This is a genomic window from Azorhizobium caulinodans ORS 571, from assembly GCF_000010525.1.
GTDB lineage: Bacteria > Pseudomonadota > Alphaproteobacteria > Rhizobiales > Xanthobacteraceae > Azorhizobium > Azorhizobium caulinodans.
Genome location: NC_009937.1, coordinates 2,680,181 through 2,701,430 on the forward strand (window position 1 = coordinate 2,680,181; position 21,250 = coordinate 2,701,430).

At 66.8% G+C, this 21,250-nt stretch carries 22 protein-coding genes and 1 tRNA gene; 10 read left to right on the forward strand and 13 right to left on the reverse strand.

All coding sequences use genetic code 11. The annotated features are described in order from the left end of the window. Positions 1-112 precede the first annotated feature (112 nt). Positions 113-1,732: a hydantoinase B/oxoprolinase family protein gene (locus AZC_RS12180; RefSeq protein WP_012170881.1), complete on the reverse strand. Its 1,620-nt coding sequence runs from the start codon at positions 1,730-1,732 to the stop codon at positions 113-115. Next, entirely contained in the window at positions 1,732-3,825 is a 2,094-nt protein-coding gene (locus AZC_RS12185) for a hydantoinase/oxoprolinase family protein (protein WP_012170882.1), read from the reverse strand. The genes AZC_RS12180 and AZC_RS12185 overlap by 1 nt, the downstream gene beginning before the upstream one ends. A 480-nt stretch (positions 3,826-4,305) precedes the next feature. Between AZC_RS12185 and cls the strand changes: the two genes are divergently transcribed. Further along, the gene (cls, locus tag AZC_RS12190) at positions 4,306-5,757 is read left to right on the forward strand and encodes a cardiolipin synthase (protein ID WP_012170883.1); all 1,452 of its coding nucleotides are present in this window, start codon (positions 4,306-4,308) and stop codon (positions 5,755-5,757) included. 202 nt (positions 5,758-5,959) lie between these two features. Here cls and AZC_RS12195 read toward each other — a convergent pair whose 3' ends face one another. Both AZC_RS12195 and rpiA read right to left on the reverse strand, forming a co-directional pair. After that, positions 5,960-6,496, reverse strand: coding sequence for a DUF2059 domain-containing protein (locus AZC_RS12195; RefSeq protein WP_012170884.1), 537 nt, complete (start codon positions 6,494-6,496; stop codon positions 5,960-5,962). A gap of 82 nt (positions 6,497-6,578) precedes the next feature. Next, positions 6,579-7,277, reverse strand: coding sequence for a ribose-5-phosphate isomerase RpiA (gene rpiA / locus AZC_RS12200; RefSeq protein WP_043879282.1), 699 nt, complete (start codon positions 7,275-7,277; stop codon positions 6,579-6,581). Positions 7,278-7,507: 230 nt separating this feature from the next. On the opposite strand from rpiA, the gene gph reads away from it, so the two are divergent. The 3 genes from gph (at position 7,508) to AZC_RS12215 (ending at position 9,148) form a co-directional block, all read left to right on the forward strand. Then, positions 7,508-8,194: a phosphoglycolate phosphatase gene (gene gph / locus AZC_RS12205; RefSeq protein WP_012170886.1), complete on the forward strand. Its 687-nt coding sequence runs from the start codon at positions 7,508-7,510 to the stop codon at positions 8,192-8,194. Positions 8,195-8,297: 103 nt separating this feature from the next. Further along, positions 8,298-8,372, forward strand: a tRNA-Val gene (locus AZC_RS12210). 188 nt (positions 8,373-8,560) lie between these two features. Beyond that, positions 8,561-9,148, forward strand: a complete 588-nt coding sequence (locus AZC_RS12215) for a L,D-transpeptidase (RefSeq protein WP_081433971.1) — start codon at positions 8,561-8,563, stop codon at positions 9,146-9,148. A gap of 180 nt (positions 9,149-9,328) precedes the next feature. Here the strand turns inward: AZC_RS12215 and AZC_RS12220 are convergent, their stop codons facing one another. From AZC_RS12220 to AZC_RS12230, 3 genes are read right to left on the reverse strand one after another with little or no spacing between them, the layout of a single operon-like run. Then, entirely contained in the window at positions 9,329-10,363 is a 1,035-nt protein-coding gene (locus AZC_RS12220; protein WP_208299757.1) for an ABC transporter substrate-binding protein, read from the reverse strand. 44 nt (positions 10,364-10,407) lie between these two features. Further along, positions 10,408-11,217, reverse strand: a complete 810-nt coding sequence (locus AZC_RS12225; protein WP_043880266.1) for an ABC transporter permease — start codon at positions 11,215-11,217, stop codon at positions 10,408-10,410. 11 nt (positions 11,218-11,228) lie between these two features. Beyond that, positions 11,229-12,089: an ABC transporter ATP-binding protein gene (locus AZC_RS12230; protein WP_081433972.1), complete on the reverse strand. Its 861-nt coding sequence runs from the start codon at positions 12,087-12,089 to the stop codon at positions 11,229-11,231. Between the two features lie 168 nt (positions 12,090-12,257). Between AZC_RS12230 and AZC_RS12235 the strand changes: the two genes are divergently transcribed. Then, positions 12,258-12,581, forward strand: a complete 324-nt coding sequence (locus AZC_RS12235; protein WP_148209841.1) for a hypothetical protein — start codon at positions 12,258-12,260, stop codon at positions 12,579-12,581. Positions 12,582-12,664: 83 nt separating this feature from the next. Here AZC_RS12235 and infA read toward each other — a convergent pair whose 3' ends face one another. Beyond that, positions 12,665-12,940 carry a translation initiation factor IF-1 gene (gene infA, locus AZC_RS12240; RefSeq protein WP_012115181.1) on the reverse strand — a complete coding sequence of 92 codons (276 nt, stop codon included), beginning with the start codon at positions 12,938-12,940 and terminating at the stop codon, positions 12,665-12,667. Between the two features lie 26 nt (positions 12,941-12,966). After that, positions 12,967-14,589: a DEAD/DEAH box helicase gene (locus tag AZC_RS12245; protein ID WP_012170892.1), complete on the reverse strand. Its 1,623-nt coding sequence runs from the start codon at positions 14,587-14,589 to the stop codon at positions 12,967-12,969. Positions 14,590-14,986: 397 nt separating this feature from the next. On the opposite strand from AZC_RS12245, the gene AZC_RS12250 reads away from it, so the two are divergent. The 5 genes from AZC_RS12250 to modC all read left to right on the forward strand — a co-directional run bounded on the left by AZC_RS12250 (position 14,987) and on the right by modC (position 18,699). Beyond that, positions 14,987-15,508, forward strand: coding sequence for a DedA family protein (locus tag AZC_RS12250; protein WP_420794833.1), 522 nt, complete (start codon positions 14,987-14,989; stop codon positions 15,506-15,508). Between the two features lie 56 nt (positions 15,509-15,564). Continuing rightward, positions 15,565-15,861 carry a hypothetical protein gene (locus AZC_RS12255; protein ID WP_043879284.1) on the forward strand — a complete coding sequence of 99 codons (297 nt, stop codon included), beginning with the start codon at positions 15,565-15,567 and terminating at the stop codon, positions 15,859-15,861. 86 nt (positions 15,862-15,947) lie between these two features. Next, positions 15,948-16,760, forward strand: a complete 813-nt coding sequence (modA, locus tag AZC_RS12260; RefSeq protein WP_012170894.1) for a molybdate ABC transporter substrate-binding protein — start codon at positions 15,948-15,950, stop codon at positions 16,758-16,760. 77 nt (positions 16,761-16,837) lie between these two features. Beyond that, positions 16,838-17,527 carry a molybdate ABC transporter permease subunit gene (modB, locus tag AZC_RS12265; protein ID WP_043880268.1) on the forward strand — a complete coding sequence of 230 codons (690 nt, stop codon included), beginning with the start codon at positions 16,838-16,840 and terminating at the stop codon, positions 17,525-17,527. Continuing rightward, the gene (modC, locus tag AZC_RS12270; RefSeq protein ID WP_012170896.1) at positions 17,524-18,699 is read left to right on the forward strand and encodes a molybdenum ABC transporter ATP-binding protein; all 1,176 of its coding nucleotides are present in this window, start codon (positions 17,524-17,526) and stop codon (positions 18,697-18,699) included. The genes modB and modC overlap by 4 nt, the downstream gene beginning before the upstream one ends. Here modC and AZC_RS12275 read toward each other — a convergent pair. The 4 genes from AZC_RS12275 to ilvC form a co-directional block, all read right to left on the reverse strand. Beyond that, on the reverse strand, positions 18,632-19,024 hold the full coding sequence (locus AZC_RS12275; protein ID WP_012170897.1) for a winged helix-turn-helix domain-containing protein: 393 nt from the start codon (positions 19,022-19,024) through the stop codon (positions 18,632-18,634). The two genes, modC and AZC_RS12275, sit on opposite strands and share 68 nt — an antisense overlap. Positions 19,025-19,099: 75 nt before the next feature. Continuing rightward, entirely contained in the window at positions 19,100-19,462 is a 363-nt protein-coding gene (locus tag AZC_RS12280) for a DUF2023 family protein (protein ID WP_043879286.1), read from the reverse strand. After that, entirely contained in the window at positions 19,441-19,923 is a 483-nt protein-coding gene (gene fldA / locus AZC_RS12285; protein WP_012170899.1) for a flavodoxin FldA, read from the reverse strand. The genes AZC_RS12280 and fldA overlap by 22 nt, the downstream gene beginning before the upstream one ends. A 292-nt stretch (positions 19,924-20,215) precedes the next feature. Next, a complete protein-coding gene (gene ilvC, locus AZC_RS12290) occupies positions 20,216-21,235 on the reverse strand; it encodes a ketol-acid reductoisomerase (RefSeq protein ID WP_012170900.1) in 1,020 nt (339 codons plus the stop codon). Positions 21,236-21,250 lie beyond the last annotated feature (15 nt).

Below are 21,250 nucleotides of genomic sequence, written 5' to 3' on the forward strand. Positions count from 1 at the left end.
CGCAAGGCATCCACGGGAAGGTGCCCCCGCCTCCGTGCAGGGGCGCGTCTCAGGCCTCCCGGTGAGGCGAGAGCCGACCGGACAGAACGCCTTAAGCCGGGCGGGCTCCCGTTCAGTGCTCGCTTTCCGTCACATACCCCTTGATGGCATCGTCATGCCGCGCCGCATCCGAACGTCCCTCGGGCGGCCCGTAGCCGCCGCCACCCGGCAGGGTGAGAATGAGCCGGCGGCCCGCTGGCACATGCTGCCAGCCCTTGCCGCGCATCTTCGTGCCGTCGTCAAGGCGGACGCCGCCAGGCGCGCCCTGCCCTCCCCCGGCGCGGCCTCGGGCGGGATAGGTGATGCGATCGAACATGGCCGAGAAATCGAACTCATGCCCCTCGGCGGCGGCGATCTCGATGATCTGGCCAAGGCCGCCCCGATAGGTGCCGTCGCCGCCGGAATCGGGCCGCAGTTCCTTGCGCCAGATCACCACCGGGCCGGTCTGTTCCGTGGCCTCGATGGGCATGGTGTGGACGCCCGAGGGGAAGGCCGTGGCCGAGAGCCCGTCGAGCCCGGGGCGCGCGCCCATGCCCCCCGAGTTGAACATCAGCACTTCCGCGCGGCGGCCGGCCCCGCCCGCCACCGGCCGCAGCGAGAGATGGATGTTCCACAGCGAGGCCGCGCCTTCCGCGAGCACCTGCCCCGGCAGGGCATCCGCGACGGCGCCGAGCACCAGATCCGGCACGAGGTGGCCGAGCACATGGCGCAAGCTCACGGGCGCCGGACGCTCCGCATTGAGGATGTTCACCGGCGAGGACACGGTGAAGAAGCCGAGCGAGGCCCAGTTGTTCGGAATGTCCGGGGCCACCACGCACTTCAGCGCATAGGAGGCATAGGCCTTGGTGTAGCTGATGGGCACGTTGATGCCCCATCGGCTCACCGGCGCGCTGCCGGTGAAGTCCACATGCACGCTCTCGTCCCGAATGGTGACGCAAGCGGCAAGCGGGATCGCCTCATCATAGCCATCAGTGACCATGGTGTTGGACCAAGAGCCCTTGGGCAGGGCGCGGATGCGTTCGGCCATGGCGCTGCTGGTGCGCGTGAAGATGAAATCCGCCAGCGGATCGAGGCTGGCGAGGCCCACTTCGCGCATCATCTCCACGAGGCGACGATGGCCCACGTCGTTACACGCTGCGAGCGAATAGAAATCGCCGACCACCTGATTGGGCTCACGCACATTCTGGCGCAGGATGCGGACGAGGTCCCGGTTCACCGTGCCGCGCTCGGCGAACTTCATGATCGGGATCTGGATGCCTTCCTCATAGACGGACTTGCCGTCCGCCCCGAAACCACGCCCGCCAACATCCACCACATGGGCGGTGCAGGCGAAGAAGCCGACCAGCTCCCCGTCGAGGAAGGATGGGGACACCATGGTGATGTCGTGCAGATGCCCGGTGCCCTTCCACGGGTCGTTGGTGACATAGGTGTCGCCCTCGTACATCTCGGCGCGGGGGATCTCCGCCATGAAGTTCCCCACCGCCTCGGCCATGGTGTTCACATGGCCCGGTGTTCCGGTGACCGCCTGCGCCAGCATGCGGCCCATCGGGTCGAACACTCCGGCGGACAGGTCGCCCGCCTCGCGCACCGAGGTCGAGAAGGCCGTGCGCAGCAGGGTCATCGCCTGCTCTTCCACCACCGAGATCAGGCGATTCCACATCACCTGCATACGGATGTCGTCGATTTCGCTCATCAGTGGCGGCCCTTGCGGACGAGGAGGATGGAGCCGTCGCTCTGCAGCACGGCATCGAAGAGAGAGGTGATGACCGTGGCGGTCTCCCGCTCCACGATCACTGCGGGGCCACTCACGCGGTCCCCGGCCGAGAGCGCCCCGCGCTCGACGATGGCGCTGTCGCGCAGCGCGCCGCTCGCCGGATCGAACACGGCGCGGGTGGCGCCGGCGATCGCTGCCGGGCGGCCTCGGGTATCCAGGGCGACGGGGTCCGGTGCGGGCCGTTCGTCCTGCATCTTCACGGAGATGGTCACGATCTCGATTTCGAGACCATCCAGCCCGTCGATGGCGCGGCCGAAGAAGCGCGCATAATTGGCGCGGAAGGCCTCACGGATGAGATCGGCATCAGCCGCCGTGAAGGCGCGATCGGGGAGCGCGACCGGGATTTCCCAGCCCTGTCCGGCATAGCGCATGAAAGCGGTGATTTCGCAGATCAGCGGCGCGTCGGTTCCGGCACGCACGAACTGCTCGGCGCTCGCCTTCAGGTCGGCCACCAGCCCGTTCACCAGCGCCGGATCGAACTGTGACAGGCGCACGAGACGCGAACCCACCGCCTCATAGCCGAAGGGCGCCTTGAGGAAGCCGATGGCCGATCCCACGCCGGCGCCGGACGGCACGAGGCACAGATCGAGACCGAGTTTCTCGCACAGCCGCGCCGCATGGAGCGGCGCGGCGCCGCCGAAGGCGATCATCACGTTGTCGGAGATGTTCTTGCCATTCTCCACCGCATGCACGCGGGCGGCATTGGCCATGTTCTCGTCCACCACCTCGCAGATGCCGAAGGCGGCGGACAGGGGGGCGAGGCCGAGGCGGTCTCCCACTTCGGCGCGGATCGCAGCCTCCGCCTTCTCGCGCGAGAGGCGGATGGCGCCGCCGGCGAAATTGTCAGGGTCGATCTTGGCGAGGACGAGATCCGCGTCCGTAATGGCGGGCCGCGTGCCACCGCGCTGGTAGCAGGCCGGACCCGGCTCGGAGGCCGCGCTCTCGGGACCGGTCTGGATGCGGCCCATCGAATCCACCCAGGCGATGGAGCCGCCACCGGCGCCGATCTCGATCATCTCGATGACCGGGATGGAGATGGGCATGCCCGAGCCCTTACTGAAGCGATAGGTGCGTGCCACCTCGAAGGTTCGGGCCGTGCGGGGCTGATAGTCCTCGATGAGGCAGATCTTCGCCGTGGTGCCGCCCATGTCGTAGGAGGCGGCCTTCCCGATGCTGAAGCGCCGGGCGATGTCCGCCGCGAAGATGGCGCCGCCCGCCGGCCCGGATTCCACCAGCCGCACAGGAAATTCCGCCGCCGTCTCCACGGAGACGAGACCACCGCCGGAATGGATCATGAAGATGGGACAGGTGGCGCCGGCCTCCTTCAGTCGCACCTGGAAGCGGCCGAGATAATCGGCCATCTGCGGGCGCACATAGGCATTGGCGCATACCGTGTTGAAGCGCTCGAACTCGCGCATCTGCGGCGAGACTTCCGAGGAAAGGGAGATGGGCGCGGAAATCCTGCGCGCGAGAATCTCCTTGGCCCGCTTCTCATGGGCCGGATTGGCATAGGCATGGATGAAGCCGATGGCCACGGCGCCGAAACCCGCGCCCGCCAGTTGCTCCGCCAGCGCCTCCAGCGCCGCTTCGTCGAGCGGCAGGAGTTCGCGCCCGTCGGCACCGATGCGGCCCTTCACCGTAAAGCGGTGCTCGCGCGGCACCAGCGGGGTGGGCAGCCGCAGGTTAAGGTCATATTGCTCGAAGCGGTTCTCGGTCCGCATTTCGATCACGTCACGGAAACCCTCGGTGGTGACGAAGGCCGTCCGCGCACCCCGCCGCTCGATGAGCGCATTGGTGGCGAGCGTCGTGCCATGAATGACGAGATCGATTTCCGCCACGCCGATTCCCGCTTCCTTGGTCAGGATCGCGATGCCGTCGAGGATCGCCTGTTCGGGGGCGGTGTAACTGGTGAGCACCTTGGTGGAATGAAGCCGCCCACGCACATCGAGCACGATGTCGGTGAACGTGCCGCCGATGTCGGCACCGAGGCGGATCTGCCGTGAGGAGGTCATGCGTTTTCCTTTGCCGCGGGAACTGCGGCTCGGATCGGGGAGAGGAGATGGCGGGGCGTGAGCCCGATTGCAGAGATGGCGAGATTACAGACCTTCGGTAGAAGGATGCTTGGGAAGGCGCCGGGGATCTTGAGCCACATGGTTCGCACCTGCTCGCCTTGCGCCATGGCCATGCCTTCCGTCGCTCTGTCCCTGGCCCCGCTCGCCGCTCGAACGATCGGACGTTTCGCGGCGAAGGCGGCAACCGCCCAAAGGCTGGCGCGCCGATCCGAAAAATGTACGACAGGGAGAGTGCGCGCGAAGCGAAGAACGTCCACACACAGCAAAGAAAAACTTTCGCGGCACCTTCTTTCACAGGACCGCCGCGACGGGGCGATGTCGGCGCGCGCATCTCCTGCCTGTGCAGGCCGCGCACCACCGTGGGAACACCGCGCGGCGTGCTTTAATACGCCCTGTGATGATCCGGGATGTCTTCACTCCATGCACGATTCGGCCGTTCTCGCCTGGCTGCTGTTCGCGGTCCATGCCAGCCTCCAGCTTTTCTTCATCGTTCGGGCGCTGCTGCGCCCGCATCGCGAACCGTCCTCGCGCATCGCCTGGGTGCTGGTGATCGGCCTCGCGCCGGTGGTGGGCATCCTCGCCTATGTGTTGTTCGGCGAGGTCAATCCGGGGCGCAGGCATGTTGCCCGCCTGAGGGAGGCATTCGAGAAACTGCCTCCGGCACAGACCATCGCCGGGCCGTCCGCCGAGGCCGACCTGCCGGAACGCTATGTCCCCTTGTTTCGCGTCGGCCAGTCGGTGAGCAATTATCTGCCGGTCGCCGGCAACAGGGCCCGCCTGATGGCCGATTCTGCCGCAGCGATCGCGTCGATGGTCGATGACATCGATGCCGCGCGCGAAAGCGTGCATGTGCTGTTCTATATCTGGCTGGCGGACGACAGCGGACTGAAGATCGCCGAAGCCCTCAAGCGCGCGGCGGCACGCGGCGTCGTGTGCCGGGCGATGGCCGACGATCTCGGCTCGCGGCATCTCATCCGCTCCTCCCATTGGGCCGACATGGCCAGCGCGGGAGTGCGCCTTGGGCGCGCGCTGCCGGTGGGCAACCTGCTGCTGCGGCCGTTCAAGGGGCGGATCGATCTGCGCAATCACCGCAAGATCGTGGTGATCGACAATGCCATCACCTATTGCGGAAGCCAGAATTGCGCGGATGCCGCCTTCGCGCCCAAGGCCCGCTTTGCCCCATGGGTGGACGTCATGGCGCGGTTCGAGGGGCCGGTGGTGCGCCAGAACCAGCACCTCTTCGCGAGCACCTGGATGGCGCAGGTGGAAGAGGATCTGTCTCCCCTATTTACGCCGACCGTCTCAAGCGACGTGTCCAAAGCGGGGTTCGTGGCACAGGTCATCGGCTCCGGCCCCAGCGTGCGCTATTCGGCGATGCCCGAAACCTTCGTGGCTCTGATGAATGCGGCGCGCCGTGAACTGGTGATCACGACGCCCTATTACGTGCCCGACGAACCGATCCAGGCCGCCCTGCGCGCAAGCGCGCGGCGTGGCGTCGCCACCACCATCGTCTTCCCGCGGCGGAACGATTCCTGGATCGTCGCCGCCGCCAGCCGCAGCTATTATCAGGACCTGCTGGAGGCGGGTGTCGCGATCCGCGAATATGCTGGCGGCCTTCTTCACGCCAAGACGCTGACGATCGATGGCGAAGTCACGCTGATCGGCTCGGCCAACATCGACCGCCGCAGTTTCGAACTGAATGCCGAAAACAACATCCTGCTCCATGATCCCGCCTTCACTCAGGCGCTGCGGGAACGTCAGCAGGTTTTCATGGATGCTGCGGAGCCGGTCACTCTCGCCCATGTAGAGAGCTACGGCCTCTTGCGGCAGCTCTGGAATAACTCCGTCGCGATGCTCGGCCCGATCCTGTGAGCGCGGTCATGCGCGTCCGGCTCCGGTCAAAGTCATCCCCGTCGAAGGAATCTGCCGGGACCGCACGCGTCATCAAATGACGTCATGCGAGTGCGGGCCCGGACATGCACCTGGATACGAGGCCCCACTTCCCCGCCGGGTCCAAGAACAGGGCGAAACCCCATCCTTGGCCCGCTCTGGCAAAGGGGCGCCCGCAGGGCGATCAGAGATCGTAGCCCTGCTTCTTCATTTCCTCGCGGATGCGGTTCATGGCCTCGCTGTTGAGCTTGGCGCCCCAGGCCTGAATGGCGATCACCGCCTGCTGCACGATCTGCGCGCGGTCGCTCACCAGCTTCTTGCCGACGGGGGTCTGGTAGAAAGCGAGCGCGTCCTTCAGCTCCTGCTCGGTGAAGCGCTGGGCATAGGACGCAGCCAGGATGTCCATCAGCTCGCCCTTGCGCTTCTCGAACTCCGGCCGCAGCGCCTTGGCCGTGTCCCGCAGCTTGGGCGCGAGATCCGGATTGGTCTGCAGGAAGCCGAGCGCCGCGCCATCCACGATGTTCGGGATGATGCCGTCGAAGGCATGGGCCTCGCCATTGGCTTCCACGAGCTGGCGGGCGATCTGCATCTGCGCCGCCGTCGGCTGGGGCAAGGCGGCCGGGGCGGCGGGCGCCGCTGTCTGGGCCAGCGCGCTGCCCGCCATCAGCCCGAGGGCGAGAAGGCCGGCTCCGAAAGAGCGAACCGAGGGAAACACAGCCATGACATTCTCCAGAAGGGGCGTTCTCTATAACTGATCCAGAGTGGGATGCATCCAGAAGCTTGCCGCTTCCGGCCGCTCGTCCTCAGGGCGTGATGACCGAAATGCCATTGGCGCCGGCGAGCACCGCGCGGCGGGCGAGGCCGAGGAACAGGCCATGCTCCACGACGCCGGCCACCTCTTCCAGCGCACGGGCGAGTGCACGCGGATCGGGGATGCGGCCGAGATGCGCGTCGACGATCACATTGCCCTGATCGGTGATGAAGGGCTTGCCATCCGCCTTGTGGCGCAGCTTCAGCTCGCCATCGCATCCGGCCGTCGCGATGGCGCCCTTCAGCCGCAGCTTGATGGCCTCGACGCCGAAGGTCACGACCTCGATGGGCAGGGGAAAGCGGCCGAGGGTCGCGACAGTCTTGGTCTCGTCGGCAATGACGATCATCTCGCGGGCGGCGCTGGCGACGATCTTCTCGCGCAGCAGAGCGCCGCCACCACCCTTGATGAGAGCGAGCTCCGGGCCGATCTCGTCGGCACCGTCGATGCACAGATCGAGCTCCGGCAGTTCATCCAGCGTCGCCAGCGGCACGCCGAGGGAAAGCGCCTGCGCCTTGGTCTGCTCGGAGGTCGGCACGCCCGTCACCTTGAGGCCGGCGGCGACCCGCTCGGCGAGCAGCGCCACGAAATGCTTGGCGGTGGAGCCCGTGCCGAGGCCGAGGCGCATGCCGTCGGTCACGTATTCGAGCGCCTTGGCGGCGGCGGCGCGTTTCAGCTCTTCGGCGTCGGCCATGTCTGTGCTCCAGCGGTTCGCCGGTTGCCTAGCCGCGAACGGCGCGAACCTCAAGCGGCTGGCGCATCTTCGCGTCCCTCTGCCGCCTGGCTTGAACAGGCAAAGCGGCGCACCGGCCACCCGTGCCGTCCCGCAAACGCCGCCCTTGAAGGTGCGGCCGAACCTGCGACAAGGAGGCAAGGCGCCCCGTGCGCCGCGTTTGCTCCGATGACTTCAGCAGGGATTGCGTCATGTCTCAGGTTCGCCCGGTGATCGCCTTCGACCTCGACGGGACACTCGTCGATACGGCACCGGACCTTCTCTCAACCCTCGACGTGGTGCTCTCCGCCCATGGCATCGCGCCGGTGGACCGCGCGGAAGCACGCCCCATGATCGGCGGCGGCGCCCGGATGCTCATCGTGCGGGCGTTGAAGCGCGCCGGCGTCGACGTTCCACCGGAGGAACTCGACCGCATGAACCGGCAATTCCTCGACCATTACGCCGCTCACATCGCAGATGAGTCGCGCCCCTTCCCCGGCATGGTGGAGGCGCTCGACAGGCTTGCCGCCCAGGGCGCCGTCCTCGCGGTCTGCACCAACAAGCTCGAATATCTCGCCCGCCTGCTGCTGGACGGCCTCGGCCTCTCGCCACGCTTTGCCGCCATTACCGGCGCGGACACCTATGGCATCGCCAAGCCCGACCCGCTGCCGCTCCTCTCCACCATTTCCGCCTGCGGCGGCACGCCCGCCCGTGCGGTGATGGTGGGCGACAGCGCCACTGACATCGCCACGGCCAAGGCAGCGCAGATTCCCTCGGTGGCGGTCTCCTTCGGCTATACGGAGACGCCGGCCGCCCATCTCGGCGCCGATCGGCTCATCGAGCATTACGCTGACTTGGTTCGGGCTGTGGAAGACGTACTGTCATCCACAGCCGCCTAAGGGTGTCAGCGGGGGCGAGACGGGGGGACGCTTGACACCCCCGAGCCCACGACCTAAACAGCCGACCTCGCCGGTTGGCAACTGCCCCGGCGCCGCATCGGATGGGCGATTAGCTCAGCGGGAGAGCACTCCCTTCACACGGGAGGGGTCGCAGGTTCAATCCCTGCATCGCCCACCATCCGGCCTCAAAGCTCAGACACTTCGATCGTTTGTGCCTTCGGCCTCAAGCTGAGCCGCAATGCACGCTTAACCCTGCCGCGCATTCCCTTGCGCCGTCCGACAATTCGGTTGCATCACCTGCGCGTTTGCGGCGAGATTTCGGCAGTCTCGTGTCCGGCTCTTTCGCGTGCGTGGAGTGACCGACTGATGATGCGTCGAAGCCTTGCCGCCGCAGCCGTGCTGGCTGTCTCCCTCGGGTCGGCGGTCGCCGCCCCTTACCAGTCCCCCCAGCCCACCGATTTCTTCGGCTTCGCCGCTCTGTTCAGCGGCGCGGGCAATGTGGCGGGCACCTCGCCCTTTCCCCGGCATCTGGTAGCCTTCGATGCCAAATACCAGCCGGGCAGCATCGTGGTGAACACCGCCCAGCGGCGCCTCTATTTCGTCACCGCCCCCGGTCAGGCCATGGAATATGGCGTGGGCGTCGGTCGCGACGGCTTTCAGTGGTCGGGCGTGAAGACGGTGAGCGCGAAGAAGGAATGGCCCTCCTGGACGCCGCCGGAGCAGATGCTGAAGCGTCGCCCCGACCTGCCACGCTATATGCCCGGCGGCATCGAAAATCCGCTGGGCGCGCGGGCCATGTATCTGGGGTCGAGCCTCTACCGCATCCACGGCTCGAACGAGCCGGAGACCATCGGGCAGGCCGTGTCGTCCGGCTGCATCCGCATGACCAATGATGACGTCATCGACCTCTATAATCGCGTGAAGGTCGGCGCGACGGTCTATGTGATGCGCTGAGGGGCTTTCAGGCGCCGCGCGTCCGCCACGCCTGCCGTAGTTGGTCGGGCTTGTCCCTGCCAACTACGGGCGCCGCTTCGAACGGTAGCGGTCTGGCGAGCCGATCGGCGTGGATGCCCGGGTCGAGCCCGGGCATGACGTCTGTTCTGCCGCGGATAACGCCTCCGGCAGCGACCATCCTCACTTGATGGTTTCGGCGGCCTTCTTCACGAACCTGCCATCGAAGGTCTTCGGCAGGTCGATGGTGGCGCTCTTCAGCTCCGGATCGAACTCCACCAGCATGTTGAGCGCATTCTTCATGCCGCTCTCGGGGATGACGCCGGTCTGCGAATAGGTGGGCTTGGAGGCCTTCACCGCCGCCACATAGAGCGCCCGTTCACCCAGCAGATATTCCGGCGGCACGACGTTCGCCACATCGTCCGGGCTCGCCTTCTCCAGCCACTTGAGGGCCTTGTAGAAGGCGTTCGTGAGCTTCTGGGTGGTCACCGGGTTGGCTTCGACGAAATCGCGCTTGAGATAGAGCACGGCGGCCGGATTGGTTCCGCCGAAGATCTTCTGGTTGCCCTCCTCCGTGCGGGTGTCCGCGAGGACCGTCACGTCGCCGTCGCTCTCCAGCTTGGTGATAACGGGATCGAGATTGGCCATGGCATCGATCTCGCCGCGCTTCATCTGGGCGACAGCGGAAGCCCCGCCGCCGACGCCGATATAGGAGACGTCGCTGGGCTTGAGGCCGTTCTTGGCGAGCAGGAAATCGACGAAGAAATTGGTGGAGGAGCCCGGCGCTGTGACGCCGATCTTGGCGCCCTTCAGGTCGGCGATGGTCTTCAGCTTCGCCGCCTTGTCCTTCTGGACCACCAGCACGATGCCCGGATAGCGGCCGAGCTCGATCACCGAGACGATGTCCTGCCCCTTGGCCTGCATGCGGATGGTGTGCTCATAGGCGCCGGTCACGGCATCGATGGAGCCGCCGATGAGCGCCTGGAGCGACTTCGCGCCGCCGCCGAAGTCGTTGATGGTGACATCGAGCCCCTCCTCCTTGAAGAAGCCCTTCTGCTCGGCGATCGTCAGCGGCAGATAATAGAGCAGCGGCTTGCCGCCCACCCCGAGGGTGAGGCTCGGCTTCTCCGCCTTTTGCGCCGCCGCCGGCGTGGCCGCGAGACCGAACAGGGCTGCCGCCGTCGAAACGGCGAGCAGCGTGCGCCGTGTCAGGGTGATGCTGGACATGGGTTTCCTCTCCATGGGGCGTCTTGTTGGGTGATTTATCGTTGCTGGCTGGCGGGTGCCGGCCGCCAGACCGTGAGCCTGTTCTCGATCACCGTGACCACGGCATCGATGAGGATGACGAAGACGGCGAGCACGAACATCCCGGAAAACACGCCCGTCACGTCGAACACGCCCTCCGCCTGATGGATGCGATAGCCGAGGCCGGCGGCCGAGCCGAGATATTCGCCAACCACCGCCCCCACCAGCGCGAAGCCGACGGAGGTGTGAAGCGAGGAGAACATCCAGGTGAGCGCCGAGGGCCAATAGACGTGTCGCAGCAACTGGCGCTCGCTCATGCCGAGCATGCGGGCGTTGGCGAGCACGGTGGGGCTCACCTCCTTCACGCCCTGATAGACGTTGAAGAAGACGATGAAGAACACGAGGCTGACGCCCAGCGCCACCTTCGACCAGATGCCGAGCCCGAGCCAGAGCGCGAAGATGGGCGCCAGCACCACGCGCGGCAGGGCATTCGCCATCTTCACGTAAGGGTCGAACACCGCCGCCACGATCTGCCGGCGGGCGAACCAGAAGCCCACCAGAATGCCGCCGAGGGCCCCAATCGCGAACGCGAGCGCCGTCTCCAGCGCCGTGATGCCGAGGTGATACCAGATGACGCCCGTGGCAAAGTCCTGCCAGGTGCGCTGGAACACGGCGATCGGGGTGGAAAAGAAGAAGGGATCGAGCGGATAGAAGGCCTTGGCGGTGAGGACACCGGCCGGGATCTTGATGGTCGAGCCGAAATGCCAGAGCGCGATGAGGACGATAGCGACGAGAACCTGCAAGGCCAGCAGCAGGGGCCGGGACATGGCACCCCGCATCACGCCACCTCTTCCGTCTGCCGATACCCCTTCACCACTTCCTCCCTCAGCGCGCCCCAGATTTCCCGGTGCAAGGCATGGAATTCCGGCAGCAGCCGGACCTCGGCGATGTCACGCGGCCTGGCAAGGCCGATCCGCCATTCCCCGATGATGCGCGAGGCCGGGCCCGCGCTCATGATGACCACCCGGTCGGCGAGCGCGATGGCCTCATCGAGATCGTGAGTCACGAACAGCACCGCCTTGCGGTCCTGTGTCCAGAGATCCAGCAGCAGATTGCCCATGATCTGGCGCGTCTGCGCGTCGAGCGGGCCGAACGGCTCGTCCATGAGCAGAATCTTGGGATCGCGGATCAGCACCTGCGCGAGGCCGACGCGCTTCCGCTGGCCGCCGGAGAGCATGTGGGGATAGCGGTCGGCGAAGGCGCCGAGGCCCACCCGCTTCAGCCACGCGGCCGCACGCTCGCGCGCCTGCGCGGTCGGCACGCCCGCGACGTCCAGCCCGATGGCGACGTTATCGATGACCGTCTTCCAGGGAAACAGCGCCTCGGCCTGGAAGAGATAGCCCGCGCTGCGGTTGAGCCCCTTCAGGGGCGCGCCGAAAATGGAAACCGACCCGACGCTCGGCACGAGCAGGCCGGCGGTGGCATTGAGCAGGGTGGACTTGCCACAGCCCGTGGGGCCCACGATGGCGACGAACTCGCCATCGGCCACCGTAAGGCTCGCCCCCTCGACGGCGATGAACTCCGCGCCGCGCGGACCGCTTGCGGGAAAGGAAATCCGGACGCCGTCCAGTTGCGCAGCAGGTGCTGCGCCCGCCGCCGCCTGAAGCGCGCCGGGGGCGGCCGTGTTGAGCCCCGTCATGTTTCCTCCGGTGCCGGGGTCGAGCCCGGCTGATTGGGGCCGTGAGGTTAGCCAACCCGATTGGCGGCGCAAGCCCGGGTGCGGAAGATCGCCGGACCGGATGGGTCTTTGAAAGTTCACGGAAGCCGCCATGACACGCATGGCGCGGCGTGCTAGCGGAGCACCATGATGCGAGCCCTGCCCCTCCCCGTCCGCACGCCTCCGGGTGAAACCGGTACGGCCCCTGCGTCATCCGCTCCGCCGGCCTTCAAGACGCGCATCGTCCTCAGCCAGGCCGCGCAGTCCCTCGTCGTCCAATCCGGCCTTTCGGTGCGGATGACCTGGTTGTCGGAGCGGGCGGATGAACTGTTCAGCACGCTGCAGCAGGGCGACCGTGTGGCCCTGTCCGATTCCGGCCGGCACGACCTCGTGGTCCTGCGGCGCCGGCTGGTGGCGGACCCGGCAGCCCCGGTGATCGAGATCCTGCTGGATCTCCCATCGAGCCGCCTCTGACGTTTCCATCGGGACACCTGAACGCAAAAAGGCCGGGCGCAAGCCCGGCCTTTTGCATCTGACGTCTGGCGCCGCGGCCGCAATCAGCGGCGGCGGAAATTCTGCTGGCGCCGGGCGCCGGGCGGCGGCGCGTTGCCTTCCGCCTTGTGGCGGAAATTGATCCGGCCGCGATCGAGATCGTAGGGGGACATTTCCACCACGACGCGGTCGCCTTCGATGGTGCGGATGCGGTTCTTCTTCATCTTGCCGGCCGCATAGGCCAGGATCTGATGATCATTGTCGAGCCGCACGCGGAAGTTCCCGTCGGGCAGGACTTCCGTCACCGTTCCTTCGAACTCCAGCAGTTCCTCTTTCGCCATATAGTCTTCTCCAGCTTCCCCGAATTTCAGCGGACCGGACGACGTGCCGGACCGGTCTTGTCGCTGCGGGCAGGCGCCCGCATGAAACCAATGGCTCCGATCTCGGAGCTCTGAGCGCGCTGACCGCCCTGCGCCCGGCCGCCACGCTCGCTGCGCGGCTGCTCGGCGCGGCCACCATGGGCCGGACGGGCGTCGGCCTTGCGGCCCTCACCATGAGGCCCGGCCGCCGAACGCTGACGCGCTCCCGCCGGACGCTCGGAATGCACGCGCTCGGCGCCATGACGCTCAGCACCATTGCGCTCGGCACCGTTGCGCTCCGCGCCGGTGCGCTCGCCACGCGGACGTTCACCGCGCGGGCGATCGCCCTGGACGCGCTCACCCTGCGGGCGCTCGGCCCGCGGCGGACGCGCTTCCTTGCGTTCGCCACGCGGCTCGCGCCGCTCCTGACGTTCGCCCCGGGGCTGGGCATTCGCCCGCGGACGATCCTCGCCCACCGCGTCCGCAGCCTCCGCCGGGCGTGCTTCGCCCCGGCGGTCGGTGGTCGGAAGCGTCATGCGGATGAGCTTCTCGATGGACCGCAGGTAGGCGCGCTCCTCGCCGTCACAGAACGAGATGGCGATGCCTTCGCGCCCCGCGCGGGCCGTGCGGCCGATGCGGTGAACGTAGGATTCGGGAACGTTCGGCAGGTCGTAATTTATCACATGGCTCACGCCGGTGACATCAATGCCGCGTGCGGCGATGTCGGTGGCCACCAGGGTGCGCAGCGAACCTTCGCGGAAGGCCGCGAGCACACGGTCGCGCTGGTTCTGGGACTTGTTGCCGTGGATGGCCTCGGCCTTGTGGCCGGCGCGGGCGAGCACCTGCACCACCTTGTCCGCGCCATGCTTGGTGCGGGTGAAGACGAGGGCGCGGTCGACCTCCTCGGTGCTGAGCACCTCGGCGAGCATCTTCGCCTTGGCGGGCTTCTCCACGAAGATGACCCGCTGGTCCACGCGGTCGGCCGTCTTGGCGACCGGCGTCACAGCAACCGTGACCGGATTGCGGAGCATGGAGGCCGCAAGATCGGCGATGGCCGAGGGCATGGTGGCGGAGAAGAAGAGGCTGTGCCGCTTGTGCGGCAGGCGACGGACGATGGCCTTGATGGCATGGACGAAGCCCATGTCCAGCATCTGGTCCGCCTCGTCGAGCACGAACACCTCGACGGTGTCGAGCTTCAGGGCATTGTTCTCGACCAGGTCCATGAGGCGGCCGGGGGTGGCGACGAGCACGTCGACGCCCCGCTGGAGCGCCCGGATCTGCCGGCCCATGGGCACACCGCCGATGGCGAGCGTGGTGGAGAGGCGGATGTGGCGGCCGAACTTGTCAAGATTGTCGAGGATTTGGCCGGAGAGCTCGCGGGTGGGCGAGAGGATCAGCACCCGGCAGGAGCGGGGCTCGATGCGGCGCGGGTTGCGCGAGAGGTGGTCAAGGATGGGAAGGCCGAAGGCGGCGGTCTTGCCGGTGCCCGTCTGGGCGATGCCGATGAGATCCTTGCCAGAGAGGATGGCCGGAATGGCCTGTGCCTGAATGGGCGTGGGCGTCACGTGCTTTTCTTCGGTCAGCGCACGGACGATGGGCTCGGCAAGGCCGAGTTCAGAAAATGAGGTCAAGCTCTGTCTTTCATGGGCGAGAGCCGCGCGCCTGTCGTGTTGAGGCGCAGCGCAATCGCGAGGGCGTTTGACACCCCGCGTGGCCTGGGCTGTCGCAATCGATCATACGGTAGTCGGGCCGAAGCCGTTCGGGTGCGGCGAGCAAAGCTCTGCCTAACAACCCTTGAGCGGTTTCCGCTACGCGGCCCGAGCGCGACCGTAGATGACGCTTCATCAGTCATCCTGATCGCTACGGCTGGCATATGGCTCAGATCCGTGGAGATTTCAAGGCACGCCCGCGCTTATTCGCGCCGGAATGGCGCTTTCCCCCGCCGGCGGACGCAAATTCCCGTCAGACCGGAGCCTTGCCTTGCAATCGCCGACAATGCCCTCGATCTAGTTCCGCGGAGGACCGATGATCGACTTCAGCTCTTTCGTTGCCGATACACTGGCCCTGGTTGAACAGCACAAGCAATGGGCAGTGCCTATCGTCTTTGCACTCGCTTTCGGGGAATCCCTGGCTGTTCTTTCGATCTTCATTCCCGCGACGGTGCTTCTGCTGGGCATCGGCGCGCTGATCGAGGCATCCAATCTCGCCTTCTGGCCCATCTGGGTCGCCGCCGCCGCGGGCGCAATGCTGGGCGACAGCGTGTCCTATGCACTCGGCTACTATTTCAAGGACGGGGCGAAGACCGTGTGGCCGCTCTCCCGCCGGCCGGAGATGGTCGCGCAGGGCGAAGCCTTCTTCGCCCGGTTCGGGGTCTGGAGCATCGCGGTGGGCCGCTTCTTCGGCCCGGCCCGTGCCGTGGTGCCGCTCATCGCCGGCATCCTGGCCATGCGGCAGATCCCTTTCCAAGTGGCCAATGTGGCGAGTGCCCTCCTCTGGGCTTTCGTGATGCTCGCACCGGGCGGGGCCGCGCTCAAGCTCATCGGCTACTGACCGGAACAGGGCAGGCGGCGGCCGGGTTTGCCTTCCGACAACAGGAAGGAACGGCAATGACCTGGCATATCCCCCTCGCCGTCTCGCTGGCCCTCGCCGGCAGCCTGGCACTTGGCGCCGCCCCCGCCGCCCATGCACAGGCGGGCAACGATCCCCGCCCGCCGACCGCGCCCGGCCCAACCCTGCCCGCGCCCCAGCCGGGCGACACGCTCTCCGACCAGCTTCGCCGCAACGACGGCGTCATTCCCCCGCCGCGCAGTGTCGATCCGGACATGCACAAGCCTGCGCCAGACACCGGGACCATGCCCGTGATCCCGCCACCGGACGGAAACGGCAGCGTGCAGCCAAAATAGGCATCCACAAGGTGCCCCTCTTTTGACGTGGCCTTCGGAAGGGAAGCTATATATGAGGAGATATAACTTCCTTTCCGGAGGCGGACATGTCTCTTGTTTCCTTTGCCGTTCAACGCCTTGCCACCAGCCGTTTCGCGCGCCGCACCTTTCTGTCCCTCGCCCTGTCCGCACTCGCTCTTTCGGCGCCTGCCGCCCACGCGCAGGAGGCCGTCACGGTTTTCGCCGCGGCCAGTATGACGAATGCGCTTCAGGACATCGCCAAGGCCTATACGGCGAAGACCGGCGTGCCGGTGCGCTTCTCGTTTGCCGCTTCCTCCGAACTGGCCAAGCAGGTCGAGGCCGGCGCACCGGCCAACATCTTCATCTCCGCCGACAATCGCTGGATGGACTATCTGGAGCAGCGCAACCTCATCGTGAAGGACACGCGCGTTCCGGCGCTGGGCAACACGCTGGTGGTGGTCGTCCCCGCCAGCAAGCCGACGCAGATCACCATCAGCCCCGCCTTCGACTTCGCGGCCCTGCTCGGCAAGGACGGGAAGCTGGTGACGGGCAATGTGGATAGCGTGCCGGTCGGCGTCTATGCCAAGGCGGCGCTGACCAAGCTCGGCCTGTGGGACAAGGTGAAGGCCCAGATCGCGGGCGCCGACAGCGTGCGCGCCGCCCTCGCCTTCGTTGAGCGCGGCGAGGCCCCGGCGGGCATCGTCTATGGCACGGATGCGGCCATCGCGAAGAATGTCGTCATCGCGGGTACGTTCCCGTCCGATAGCCACGAGCCCATCACCTATCCCTTTGCACTGGTGAAGGATCACGACACGGCCGCCGCCAAGGCCTTCTATGCGGAACTGCTGAGCCCCGAGGCGAAGGCGGTCTATGCCAAATACGGTTTCACGGTGAAGTAGGCGCTTCCCCCTTCGCAGCGCAATGCGCGGGGGCGTAAGCTTTCCTTGCCCCCGCCGATCCTCAAGGACCCGCCGTGATTCTGACCCCGGAGGAATGGACGGCCGTGCGGCTGAGCCTGCAGGTGGCCTTCTGGGCCACCGTGTGGAGCCTGCCCCCCGGTATCGTCGTCGCCTTCATCCTCTCCCGCCTCGATTTCCCGGGGCGCGGGCTGGTGGATGGCGTCATCAACCTGCCGCTCGTCCTGCCCCGCGTGGTGGTCGGCTATCTGCTGCTGCTGTTCCTCGGGACGCGCGGCGCCCTTGGCTATTATCTCTATGAGTGGTTCGGCATCCGGCTGATCTTCTCCACCGCTGGGGCCACCGTCGCCGCCGCCGTGGTCTCGTTCCCGCTCACCGTCAGCGCCATCCGCCTCTCGCTCGATGCGGTGGACCGGGGGCTGGAGACGGCCGCGCGCACGCTCGGCGCCTCACGGCTCGACGTCTTCTTCAGCATCACCCTGCCGCTGATGCTGCCGGGCATTCTCTCCGGCACGCTCATGTCGCTCGCGTCCGCGCTGGGCGAGTTCGGCGCCACCATCACCTTCGTCTCCAACGTGGAAGGCGTGACGCGGACCATCCCGCTCGCCATCTACAGCGCCACCAGCGTGCCCGACGGCGACGCCATCGCACTGCGCCTCACGGTCGTCTCCATCATCCTGGCGCTCGGTGCCCTCCTGCTGGCGGAGTTCGCCGACCGGCGCATCCGCATGGTCCTGGGGCGGGCATGATCGAGATCGACGTCGCGCTGACGCGCTCCTCCAGCTTCCGGCTCGCGGCCCGTTTCGTGGCGCCCGAGAAGGGCATCACCTCGCTGTTCGGCCGCTCCGGCGCGGGCAAGAGCACCATCATCCACATGGTGGCGGGCACCGTACGCCCGGACAGCGGCAGCATCCGCATCGGCGACACGGTGTTTTTCGACGCCGCGCGGGGCATCGACCTCGCCATGGAGCGCCGGCGGGTGGGCTATGTCTTCCAGGACGCCCGCCTGTTTCCGCACATGCGCGTGGAAACCAACCTGCGCTATGGCGAACGGCGGGCGAAGGGCGAAAAGCGAATCGGCTTCGATGCGGTGGTGGGCATGCTCGGCATCGGCCATCTGCTCGGCCGCCGGCCGCACACCCTCTCCGGCGGCGAGCGCCAGCGGGTGGCCATCGGCCGCGCCCTGCTTGCCCAGCCCCGCCTGCTCCTGATGGACGAGCCCCTCGCCGCCCTCGACGAACAGCGCAAGGCGGAAATCCTGCCCTACCTTGAAGTGCTGCGGGACGAGCTGAAGCTGCCCATCCTCTATGTCAGCCACGCCATCGAGGAGGTGCTGCGCCTCTCCGACATGGTGGTGGCCATGGCGGACGGGGGCGTGGTGGCGGCCGGCAGCGTGGCGGATGTGATGTCCCAGCCAGCGCTGCTGCCGGTGGTGGGGCGCTTCGACCTCGGCACCATCGTGGACTGCACGGTCGCCGCCCACGATACCCATTATGCCCTCTCCAGCCTCGCCTTTCCCGATGGCGAACTGCGCGTGCCGCTGGTGGATCTCCCGCTTGGCGCCCCGGCCCGCGCCCGCATCCGCTCGCGCGACGTGGCGCTCTCCTTGTCGCGGCCCATGGATGTCTCCGTCACCAACCGCATCGCGGGCAAGGTCAGCGACATCCGCCGCGAGGAGGGCCCCTATGCGGACGTGGGCGTGGACCTCGGCCACGTCACCCTGCGCGCGCTCGTGACCGTGGAGAGCGTCAATCGTCTGGCGCTGGAGCCCGGCATGCCGGTGTGGGTGATGATCAAGGCGGTGGCTGTCGATTCCCGCTCGCCTTTGTTCGCGGCGCCGGCGGACGGCCCGTTCAGCCCGCCTGGGACTCCGGCTCTGCGTCTGGTCGAGCCTGATAATCCTTCGCAAGCGAACGCATGATCTCGCCGCCCGCGCCCTCGGTGGCGCGGGCCGCCTGCCGCTCCATGGCGCGATAGAGCGCGATGAGGCGATGGCCGAAAGGCGTCACTTCCGACCCGCCACCCCGGCGGCCGGGAAAGGTGCGCAGCACCGGCTCCTCGAACATGCGGCCGAGTTCGTCCATCAGCATCCAGGCGCGGCGATAGCTCATGCCCAGCGCCTTGGCAGCGCCGAGGATGGAGCCGCTGAGATGGATCGCCTCCAACAATGCGATCTTGCCGGGGCCGAGGCGCCGGCCGTCACCAAAATCGAGACGGATGAACAGGGCGGGGGACGTGTCGGCCACGGCAGTTCCTCTCAGACTGCCGGATGATAGCCCAAAGCGGACCGGGGCGGACCCGCGAATTCCGGGCGGCAGCCCTCAATGGCTCGTGCACACGAACGGCGGCCGGCCGCAGCGGGAGAGATAGCGCTCGCACTGCTGCTCGCGGTCGTAGCCGAGCATGAAATCCTCCTCCGGTGTCAATTGGCACAGGGGCTTGGTCACGATGCTGCGGGTGGTCTGCACAAAGGCGGTCCGGCCGAAGAACAGATTCACCTTCTCCGCATTCACCTGCTGGACGAAATGCTCGATCTGCGATCCCTCCAGCCGCACGAGGATGGGCGGCAGGTCATGGGCGGCCATGGTCATGAGGAACAGGCAGCGGACGCCACGCCGGAACTCATAGACATTGTGGTTGAAGATGCGCAGCGTCACCTGGTCTAGAGCAGCTTCGCAAGCCATGCGGTGACCCGTTTTTCGGTGAGGGAGGACTGGGTGTCGGGGTCGATGGCAAGGCCAACGAACTGCCCGTCGCGCTCGGCCAGCGAACCGGTGAAGTCATAGCCCGAGGTCTCGGTGAAGCCGACGACGGCGGCCCCCTTCTCCGCCACGAGATCATAGAGGAGGCCCATGGCGTCCACGAAGGAGTCCGGATAGGTGGCCTGGTCTCCCGTGCCGAAGAGGGCCACCTTCTTGCCCGCGAGGTTGGCGGACTTGAGCGTGTCGATATTGGCTTCCCAGTCGGACTGGAGATCGCCCGCCCCATAGGTGGGCGAACCGAGGATGAGCAGGTCGCACTGCTCGAAATCACCGACGCTCGCGGCCTTGATGTCGATGGAGCGGCCCGAGGCCTTCTTGCAAATGCGGGCGGCAACGGCCTTGGTGGCCCCCCCGTCCGAACCGAAAATCACGTTGACGATCATCTGCCTTCTTCCGTGTGCGGCCGGCGGCCCAGCCGCCCTGCCCTGTCGCCCGCTGGACCTGCGCATCCGTGAGGCAGGCCCAAGGCTGAGGCACCGGAAGGCGCGCCTCAAGACGGAGGCGCCCAGTTCTAAATGAGAATGATTAGACGGGACGGCGGCTAAGGCCTTGGTGCCGAAGTCATTCCGCCGCTTCTTTAGGAGGCTTCTGTCGTGCAGCGGATCGGATGGGCACCCTGAAACAGAAACGGGCGCCTTCCGGCGCCCGCTCCCTGTTCCAGAACCTGACTGAAACTCAGTTCTTGCTCTTGTCCACGAGCGCCTTGGCCTTGATCCAGGGCATCATCTCGCGGAGCTTCTCGCCGACCGCCTCGATCTGGTGGGCGTTGTGGCGGGCGCGGGTGGCCTTGAACGAGGCCTGGTTGACCTTGTTCTCCAGCATCCAGTCGCGGGTGAACTTGCCGGTCTGGATGTCGGTCAGCACGCGCTTCATCTCGGCCTTGGTCTCGGGCGTGATGATGCGGGGGCCGGTGACATACTCGCCATACTCGGCGGTGTTCGAGATGGAGTAGTTCATGTTGGCGATGCCGCCCTCATAGATGAGGTCGACGATCAGCTTCACTTCGTGCAGGCACTCGAAATAGGCCATCTCCGGCGCGTAGCCGGCTTCCACCAGCGTCTCGAAGCCGGCGCGGATCAGCTCCACGAGGCCGCCGCAGAGGACGACCTGCTCGCCGAACAGGTCGGTCTCGCACTCTTCCTTGAAGGTGGTCTCGATGATGCCGGCGCGGCCGCCGCCGTTGGCCGAGGCGTAGGAGAGGCCGAGGTCATGGGCGTTGCCCGAGGCGTCCTGCGCGATGGCGATGAGGGTCGGCACGCCGCCGCCACGCTGGTACTCGGAGCGCACCGTGTGGCCCGGGCCCTTCGGGGCGATCATGAGCACGTCGAGATCCTTGCGGGGCTCGATGAGGTTGAAGTGCACGTTGAGGCCGTGGGCGAACAGCAGCGCGGCGCCCTGCTTCATGTTGTCGTGCAGGCTCTCGCGATAGATGTCGGCCTGGAGCTCGTCGGGGGTGAGCATCATCACCACGTCGCCCCACTTGGCGGCTTCCGCGGGGGTCATGACCTTGAAGCCCTCGCCCTCGGCCTTCTTGGCGCTGGCGGAACCGGGACGCAGGGCGACCACGATATCCTTCACGCCGCTGTCGCGCAGGTTGAGCGCATGGGCGTGGCCCTGGCTGCCGTAGCCGACGATGACAACCTTCTTGCCCTTGATGAGGTTCAGGTCGGCATCACGATCGTAATAAACGCGCATGGGTTTTCCTCTTGG